7 protein-coding genes and 1 tRNA gene are annotated in these 8,738 nt (G+C 71.5%); 4 read left to right on the plus strand and 4 right to left on the minus strand.

The genetic code is table 11. The features are described from left to right. Positions 1-7: 7 nt before the first annotated feature. Positions 8-1,453, minus strand: coding sequence for a glycoside hydrolase 5 family protein (locus D3273_RS20855; protein WP_129228826.1), 1,446 nt, complete (start codon positions 1,451-1,453; stop codon positions 8-10). 211 nt (positions 1,454-1,664) lie between these two features. Between D3273_RS20855 and D3273_RS20860 the strand changes: the two genes are divergently transcribed. The 4 genes from D3273_RS20860 (at position 1,665) to uppP (ending at position 4,797) form a co-directional block, all read left to right on the plus strand. Further along, a complete protein-coding gene (locus D3273_RS20860) occupies positions 1,665-2,558 on the plus strand; it encodes a polyprenyl synthetase family protein (RefSeq protein ID WP_129228827.1) in 894 nt (297 codons plus the stop codon). A gap of 13 nt (positions 2,559-2,571) precedes the next feature. Beyond that, positions 2,572-3,339: a fatty acid desaturase gene (locus D3273_RS20865; RefSeq protein ID WP_129228828.1), complete on the plus strand. Its 768-nt coding sequence runs from the start codon at positions 2,572-2,574 to the stop codon at positions 3,337-3,339. Between the two features lie 14 nt (positions 3,340-3,353). Then, positions 3,354-3,818 carry a sterol desaturase family protein gene (locus D3273_RS20870; protein ID WP_129228829.1) on the plus strand — a complete coding sequence of 155 codons (465 nt, stop codon included), beginning with the start codon at positions 3,354-3,356 and terminating at the stop codon, positions 3,816-3,818. A gap of 106 nt (positions 3,819-3,924) precedes the next feature. After that, positions 3,925-4,797: an undecaprenyl-diphosphatase UppP gene (gene uppP / locus D3273_RS20875; protein WP_129228833.1), complete on the plus strand. Its 873-nt coding sequence runs from the start codon at positions 3,925-3,927 to the stop codon at positions 4,795-4,797. On the opposite strand, the gene D3273_RS20880 is transcribed toward uppP, so the two are convergent. The 3 genes from D3273_RS20880 to D3273_RS20890 all read right to left on the minus strand — a co-directional run bounded on the left by D3273_RS20880 (position 4,767) and on the right by D3273_RS20890 (position 8,738). Beyond that, the gene (locus D3273_RS20880; RefSeq protein ID WP_129228830.1) at positions 4,767-6,503 is read right to left on the minus strand and encodes a hypothetical protein; all 1,737 of its coding nucleotides are present in this window, start codon (positions 6,501-6,503) and stop codon (positions 4,767-4,769) included. The genes uppP and D3273_RS20880 overlap by 31 nt on opposite strands. Positions 6,504-6,656: 153 nt before the next feature. After that, positions 6,657-8,381 carry an ATP-binding protein gene (locus D3273_RS20885; RefSeq protein ID WP_129228831.1) on the minus strand — a complete coding sequence of 575 codons (1,725 nt, stop codon included), beginning with the start codon at positions 8,379-8,381 and terminating at the stop codon, positions 6,657-6,659. A gap of 280 nt (positions 8,382-8,661) precedes the next feature. Continuing rightward, a tRNA-Met gene (locus D3273_RS20890) sits at positions 8,662-8,738 on the minus strand.

Raw genomic sequence — 8,738 nt, forward strand, 5'->3', positions numbered from 1 at the left:
GACGGACCTAGTCGCCGCAGCGTCGGATGGCGACGGCGGCATCGCCGTCGAAGGCCGGGAGGACGAAGGGCGTGGCCCCGTCCTGCTCCGTCGGGGGCGCAACGTTGCGACCCGCCACGGTGTCCCAGCAGGAGACGCGATAACGGCCCGCGTCCAGGCCCGGCACCGAGACCGCCAATCGGAACGGTGGACCGTCCCGGCGCAGCATGCCTCGCGCGTCGAGCCTGTCCCGCCCCAGCAGGTAGACGACCGCCTGGTCCCGCGATGCGCAGGCGAAGCGGGCCATCCTGTCCTCGCCGACGGTGCTACCTTCGGCGTCGGTGACGACGATCTCCGGCCCCACGCTGCGCCGGTCGAACCGCGCCCAGTCGATCGACGGCACGAAGGCGGCGAGCCCGCGCTGGGCGCGCCGCATGCCGGCCGTAAGGACGTGAGGCTTGCGATTCGGCCAGCGCATGCCGCCCCCTGCGCCGCCGGCCGCGAGATGCGCCCACTGCATGTGGCGGAAATATTCGTCGTCGAAGTCTTCCGGGATCTTGCGGTGCTTGTCCTTGAAGGCGTGGATGGGCCCGTGCTCGCTGTCGAAGAAAGGCCGTCGGTCGGCGATCTCGCCGATGCACTCGCGCACGATCCGCCCCATGCCGAGCGCGGCGCCCACGGTGTCGCGGGGGTCGTCGATCGTGCCCTGCTCGTAGATGTGGACCGTCGCGGCATCGAGCGCCGGGTGCCGGAAGATGGCGCCCTCCATGGCGAGGTGCGGGCGCCACACGAGTTCGGGCCCGAAGATCGACACCGTTTGCGGATGGGAGCGGCCGTGGAGCCGCATCTCCTCGGCCCGGAGATGCCCCCCGATGTCGGCGATGAACTCGTCGAAGGCGTCGGCCGAATCTCCGCCCTGGGCGGGATGGATCTCGTTCCAGACGTCCCAGGCGAACAACGCGCCCGAGCCGCCCCAGCGCGCCGTCGCGAAGGACAGCCGCGCCTTGATGGCAGCCCGCATGGCGGGGTCGGTCAGGGCCTGCGACGGATGCGGAAGCGGACCGCCCCGTGCGGCGGCATAGGGATGGTGGCGGAAATGCAGCCACATCCAGAACGTGTCGTAGGGCGTCAGCAGGATGCGCAGCCCGTGGTTTTCGCACAGCGCGAACAGGTCGTCCCAGAGCTGCACCATGTTGGGCGGGAACGTGCCCGCCGGCCGCTCCATGTAGCGATGGCGGACCTGGGCATATTCCATCATCAGCCGCAGCACCGTGACGCCGTGCGCCTTCAACATGGCGAGGTGGCGGTCGACCGCCGCGACGTCGCGACGGCGGAACAGGGGGTCGAGCTCGACCCAGCTGATCGCGTCGTTCTGGCCGATCGGGTGCCAGTCGGCCCCGCCCTCCTCGACGAAATAGGGCGCGCCCCTGGCCACCTCGATCCAGGGCAGGGCAGCGGCGCCGGCCGCGCGCAAAGAGCGCGGTGCGGAAGGGACTGTCTGTGCTATCTTTTCGCTCCGAGGCATCGGAATATGGTGTTCTGGGCTTGCAGGGCCCCCGCGGAAGGAAGCGCTTCACCGGCCGGACGTCGCGAAACGTCGGGGTGAGGGACTCGGGGTGCTTTCTTCGGCGAGGTCCCGTCGCAGGCCCGGGTGTTCACCCGGAAAGGCAGGTTCGGCGCCGCGCATGCAAGTCCTTTATGCACAACCGACCCTGGTCGAGGACCTCCGCTCCGCCGTCAACGCGCGGCTCGACACCCTGGTGCCGGTGGGGCACCGCGGCCCGCAGCGGGTCAACGAGGCGGTGCGCTACGCGCTGCTGGCGCCCGGCAAGCGCATCCGGCCCCTGCTGACCCTGCTCGCCGCCGTCGACTTCGGGGCCGCGGTCGGCGACGCGCTCGACGTGGCCTGCGCCACCGAGATGGTCCACACCGCGTCCCTGGTGCTCGACGACCTGCCCTCGATGGACGATGCGCGGCTCCGCCGCGGGCAGCCCACGGTCCACGTGCAATACGGGGAAAGCACCGCCATCCTGGCCGCGGTGGCGCTGCTGAACCAGGCTTTCGCCACCGTGACGCGCGCGGGCCGCCTCCCCTGCGAGACGCGTTTGGCGCTGGTCGAGCGCTTGTCGGCCGCCATCGGCTTCGACGGGCTGGTGACCGGGCAGGAGAACGACCTCCAGGACCGCGGCGCCACCTCGACCGTGGCGCGGCTCGAGTCGCTGAATCACCAGAAGACCAGCGTGTTGTTCGAAGCGGCGCTTGAGATCGGCGCCCGCGTGGCCGGCGCCGCCGACCGCTCCATCGACGAGCTGCGGCAGGTCGCAGCCCATCTCGGGCTCGCCTACCAGATCGCCGACGACCTGTTCGACGTGTCGCTCGCCACGGGTCCCCAATCGAAGGACCTGCTCAAGGACGCGAACAAGCCCACCGTGGTGTCCCTGCTCGGCGCCGAGCGGGCCCGGGAGCGCTTCGGCCACCATCTCGCCGAAGCCCTGAAGTTGCTTCCGGCACGGGGGACTGGCGGCACGCCGCTCCGGGATTACATCATGGTGACCTTCGCCCAGACGCGCCTCTGCTGAGCCGGGATCCCCCATGTCCACCACCGCCGCGCCGGTCCGCTCCACGGACCGCTATTCCCGTCAGGCCGCCATCGGGCTGGCGCTCGCCGCCTCCGTGCTGGCGGGCTGGCTCGCCCTGCACGTCCTCGACGTCTTCCTGCTGCCCTGGCGTGCCGCGCTGCTGATGGCGCCGCTGCTGGTCGCCGTCCAGTGCTGGCTGTCCGTCGGCCTGTTCATCGTCGCGCACGACGCCATGCACGGCTCGCTCGCGCCCTTCCGGCCCGGGATCAACCGCGCGGTCGGCCGCGTCGTCCTGATGCTCTACGCCGGCATCTGGTACGATGCGTTGGTGGCGCGCCACTTCGCGCATCACCGGGCGCCGGGCACCGACGAGGACCCGGATTTCGCCGGCGACGGGCATGTCCCCTTCCTGCGCTGGTTCGGGCGGTTCTTCGCGGAATACCTGTCGGTCGGCCAGATCGCTCGGCTGATGGCCGCATCCGCCGCCTACGTGTTCCTGTTCCACGTCCCCCTGGAAAGGCTCTTGCTGTTCTGGGCCCTGCCCGCCATCCTGTCGGCGTTCCAGCTCTTCTACTTCGGCACCTACCTGCCGCATCGCGCCGAGGAGGCCGAGGAGTTCGGCGACCAGCACCGGGCCCGTTCGAACGATTTCTCCTGGACCCTGTCGCTGCTGACCTGCTTCCACTTCGGCTATCACCACGAACACCACGACAACCCGTCGGTGCCGTGGTGGCGCTTGCCGTCGCGGCGGCGGAATGCCCTTCCCGGCGCGGGGGCTTGAGCGTGTCGGGCGCCGTGGCACCCCTCCTCATCGTCCTCGCCACCGTGGCGGGAACGGAGATCGCCGCCGTGGTGATCCATCGCTACGTCATGCACGGCTTCGGGTGGGGCTGGCACCGGTCCCACCATGAGGCACACGACGACCTCCTGGAGGAGAACGACCTTTACGCCGTCGTCTTCGCCGCTCTGGCCATCGCGCTGATGATCGCGGGCCACTGGGTGCCGGCCCTGTTCTGGATCTCGATCGGCCTCGCCGCCTACGGCGTGCTGTATTTCATGGTGCACGACGGGCTGGTGCACCAGCGGTGGCCTTTCCGCCACGTCCCGCGCCGTGGCTACCTGAAGCGTCTCTACCAGGCCCACAAGATGCACCACGCCGTGGAAGGGCGCGACGGCACGGTATCGTTCGGCTTCCTGTACGCGCCGCCGCTGGAGAAGCTGCGCGAAAGCCTGCGCCGCAACGGGGCGCTCCGGCGCTGACCGCCCGGAAATCTCCGATTCGTTAAAGCCATCCTCAGCATTGTCATGATCTTGTGCGATCCGTCGGGCTCGCGCCCGGCGCGAGCGTTGAGCGTCGAGGATGGATATGGCGGGCGGCTGCACTGATGGGGTCGACACGGGGTTCGTGTCGCTGGGCTACGCGAAGGTCGCCTTCCTGGGGGTGATCCAGGGCTTGACTGAACTGATGCCGATCTCGTCGACGGCGCATATGCGCATCGTCCCGGCGCTGCTCGGCTGGCAGGATCCCGGCTCGGCCTTCTCGGCCGCCATGCAGCTCGCCGCGCTGGCGGCCGTCATCTCGTATTTCTGGCGCGACGTGTCGGGCATCGGCGGCGGCGCCATCCGGGCCGCCCTGTCGGGGCGCTTCGGCGCCTGGGACTTCCGCTTCGCCGTGTGGGTCGCGCTCGCCACCGTGCCGATCGCGGTGGCCGGCCTGCTCCTGTCGTCGCGCCTCAACGCCTGCGGCTCGCCGCTGCGCGGTCTGCAGGTCGTCGGCGTGTCCTGCATCGTCATGGCGGCGCTGCTCGCCATCGCCGAACTCTACTGTCGCCATCGCCGCGTGCTGGGAGAGATGACGCTGCTCGACGCGATGGTGGTCGGCATCGCCCAGGTCGGGGCGCTCATCCCGGGCGTGTCGCGGTCCGGATCGACGCTGACCGGCGCGCTGTTCCTCGACCTGAAACGCGAAGAAGCGGCGCGCTTCTCCTTCCTCCTCGGCATCCCCGCCATTGCGCTGGCGGGGCTGAAGGAGCTCTACGAGCTCCACAAGGTCCACCTCGACGCGCAGGGTTGGTCGGTGCTGGCGGTGGGCCTGGTGGTCGGGTCCATCTCGGCCTTCGTGGCGATCGCGCTGCTGTTGAAGATCCTCGAGCGGTTCTCGACCTGGCCCTTCGTGGTCTACCGCGCCGTCATCGGAGTGTTCATCATCTACGGTGCAGCCTCGGGCTGGCTGGCCTGACCGGGCGCCGTCACAGTCGCGGCGCCGATGCGGCAGAGCCGGCCGCCGTCCAACAGCCCGTAGGCGGTGAGTGACGCCCCGAGCGGCGCCACCGCGTAGCCCCGCCAAGCGTCGCGCGCGGCGCCCGGGACCGCCCCCGAGGCGAGGCCGTCGACGTTGCCGTCGGCACCGGTCAGCAGCACGCGGCGGATGAGCCTCCGGCCCGGCCCCGGCGGGGCGCGTCCCGCCACGCGGACGCCCCCGGCGCCGAGCCTCGGCTCCGCGGCCGCGACAACCTCGCCCGCGCAAGCGCGATCGATGCTCTCCCGCTCCGCCAACGGCCGCCCGATCGCGGCGGCGTCGGCCGTGCCGAAGATCGACAGCCCGTCGGCCTTCAGCCTGGGCACCAGGCGCTGGACATCCTCGTCGGTCCAGGCCGCGCGCATCGTGGCGGCGGGATCGTCGAGGCCCAGCATCAGGGCATCGGCGCTCTCGTTCTGGGCGAAGCTCTGCACCGCGAGCTGCGGCTTGGCACTGCCCTGCTCCCGCGCGATCGCGACGGCCAGCACGACGGCGACGGCCACCACCGCCGCGCGAACGAGGGGGCCGGCCCGCGCCGGCGAGGGGCCGAGGCGGCCCGGCGAGGCGACCCACCAATAGGTGAGCTGCGCCGCCCAGAACGCGACGCTGCCGGTCGCGTAGCGGCTCGACAGCGCCTGCTCGACGCCGAACGCCAGCCGGCCCGACCCCGTGATGGCCGCCGTCGCGGCGACGAACAGCATCACGCCGAGCATCGCCAGCGCCGCGGGACCGGCATTCCGGCCGGCCCGGACGGTGCGCAGCGCCGCGCAGGCGGCACCGGCGATCCCGAGGCAGCCGAAGCCGGCCGCGGTGCCGGTGTGGCCCGTCGCGACCACGCTGCCGAGATAGGTCGCCACGTAGGCGAGCAGCACCCCGGGCTGGCGGAGGCTGTCCGAGGGTCGGCTGTGGTGTTCGACCACGGCATAGCCGTGCAGGTACAACACGGTCAGCACGACGGCCCAGGCGGCACAGACCAGCACGACGCGTGGCCTCATCCGCGCCGCCGCTGCCAGGAGCGCCAGCACGTAGCCGGCGGCGAGCCCGTTCGCCATGGTGAAGGTGGTGAGCAGGACGGCGCCAAGGCTGGCCGACAGCGGCATCCAGACGCCGCCGCCGGCACGGTCCCGCCGGACCGCCAGTGCGAACAGCATGAAGCTCAGCGTCGCCCCCGCGAAGACCGCGACGAACTGGAGCTGGAACCCGGACGAGAAGTTTTCGGCCTGCCGGAGGCTGAACATCAGCGCCATCACCACGGCGGCGACGGCCCATCGGCCAGGGCGGACGGGCCGGGAGCGGGCGAGCGCTGCGGCGAACAGGCCCGTGTGCAGGGCCTGGACGGTGAAGATGGCGGCGAGGCTCAGGTAGCCACCGCCGCGGAACAGGAGGTCGTCGGCGAAGAACACGAGGCGCGGCACCAGGATGCGGTGCTCGTTGTGCTGGGCGAACAGCACCTCGCCGGCACTCATATCGCCGCTCTGCCACAGGTCGAGGAGGTTTACCGTCGCCCATTCGTCGAACCAGGGCAACGGCGACCAGACGGGGATCACGGCGCGCAGCGTATCGACGGCGAGGCCGAGGGCGAAGACGCAGGCCGCGGCGGTCAGGCAGGGCCAGAAAGCGCGGCGGAGCAGCGAGGCGGCGCTCATGCGCTCGGGACGGGGCGGGATTCGGTCATGCCGCCTTATAGCAGCGGCGGGCGGCGGCGGCTCTGTCGGGGGCGCGGCGCGCCGCACGGCCGACGGCGCTTCGGGATCCCGGCGTTTCGGGCGCGAAGTTGGCCCGGCGCTCGACCGCGCGCTTCAGCTCACCGCCTTCAGGTCGGGCCGAACCGCCCCTTTGCGCCTCAGCGCGGCGTCGAGGCGCGCCAGTTCGAGCGGCTTGGTGGTCACCGCATCCATGCCGGCCGCCAGGCAGCGCGCGTGGTCTTCGCGGAACGCGTGGGCGGTCAGCGCCACGATGCGGACGGCCGGCAGGTCGTCGGCCGCTTCGGCTTGGCGGATGCGACGGGTCACCTCCAGCCCGTCCAGCACCGGCATGGAGACGTCCATCACGATGGCGTCGAAGGACGGGATGTCGCCCCGCATGGCGGCGGTGGCCAGCGCGAGGGCGGAACCGCCGTCCGACGCGTGGACGACCTGCGCGCCGAGGCGGCCGAGGAAGTTCATCGCCACCAGCGTGTTGATCTCGTTGTCCTCCGCGAGCAGCACCCGCATCCCCCGCCGCGCCGGCCCGGCCGATGCGGCCGGGCGCCCCGCACGGCGGAGGTCCGGCGTCGGCATGCCCCCGAGGCGGCCCGCCAGGGAAGCGGCCCGCACGGGCTTCACCAGCCAGCCCTCGTAGCCCGCCACCAGCTTCTGGCCGAAGGCTCGCCGCTCGAAGGGAGAGAACAGGAGGAAGGACCGTTTGACGCCGGCCTGCCGCGCGGCGTCGGCCAGGAGCTCGGCGGCCGTCTCGCCCAGGCTGCAGTCGACGACGAGCACGTCGGGGACGTTGCTGCCACGCAACCAGGCCAAAGCCCTGTCGACCCGGTCGGCCAACGCCACGTTGGCGCCGTAGCGGTCGAGCTGTGCGGCGAGGTAGGGGGCTTGGAAGATCGACGCGGCGGCGATCAGCACCGTTTGGCCGTCCATGACGGGCTCGAACGGGGTCGGCGTCGCCACGCCGGCGACCAACGGCGCTTCGAAGGCGAAGACAGAACCGCCGCCGACACGGTCCGCCAGCGTGAGCTGTCCGCCCATGAGCTCGACGATGCGGCGCGAGATGGCGAGCCCGAGCCCCGTCCCGCCGTGCTGGCGCGTCGTCGTGCCGTCGGCCTGTTCGAACTCGTCGAAGATGGCGTCCCGGCGGTCGGGCCGCACGCCGGGCCCGGTGTCGTTCACCGAGAAGCGGAGGCGGCCCTCCCCGGCGGGTTCGACGGCGAGCCCGACGCCGCCCTTGCGGGTGAACTTCACCGCATTGCCGGCGAGGTTGGTCAGGACCTGCCGCAGCCGGACCGCGTCGCCCACCAGGATGCGCGGCAGGTCGGGGGACACGAAGGCGGCGATCTCGAGCCCCTTGTCCTGCGCGCGGGGCGCCAGAAGCTCGATCACACCCTCGACAAGGGCGGCGAGGTCGAAGGGTTCGGACCCGAGTTCGAGTTTGCCCGCCTCGATGCGCGAGAAATCGAGGATCTCGTCGACCAGCGTGGCGAGGGCGGAACCCGACGTCCGCACGGCCTCGACATAGGCGAGCTGTTCGCGGTCGAGGGGCGTGTCGGCGAGGAGTTCGGCGATGCCGAGGATGCCGTTGAGGGGCGTGCGCACCTCGTGGCTGACGGTGGCGAGAAAGCGCGACTTCGCCTCATTGGCGGCTTCGGCCCGCTCCCGCGCCGCGAGGGCATCGCGCATGTCCGAGGCTTCGCCGACGGACGTCGCGCGTGGAGGGGCGATCCGGGCGGCCCGCCGCTTCACGCGGAAGCGGTCGGCGACTGCGACGCCCGCGACGGCGAGGGAGCCAGCGGCGACCAGCCATGATCCATCGAACATCCGCCCGCCCCTCGCCGGCCGCCCATCGGCCACGTCGAGACCCTGCCCGATCCGCCTTCACGGCCCTTTGTGGCGATGCCGGCGATCTGCGTTCATTTCCGTTAAGACCCCCGATCCCGGAAACGGCATTCGCCCGTCGCCGCATCCCCTCGTGAACACCCCTGCCCTGCCGACGGCCTCGCGCAGCGGGACGCCTCCCGTCGGCGCTCGACGGTCGCCTTGACGCGCGAAAGCCCCGAGGTGTTGGCCTCGGGGCTTTCGGGATGTGGCGGATGATGACTGGTTGCGGGGGCAGGATTTGAACCTGCGGCCTTCAGGTTATGAGCCTGACGAGCTACCGGGCTGCTCCACCCCGCG

It is taken from the genome of Lichenibacterium minor (genome assembly GCF_004137685.1).
In the GTDB taxonomy this organism is placed as follows: domain Bacteria; phylum Pseudomonadota; class Alphaproteobacteria; order Rhizobiales; family Beijerinckiaceae; genus Lichenihabitans; species Lichenihabitans minor.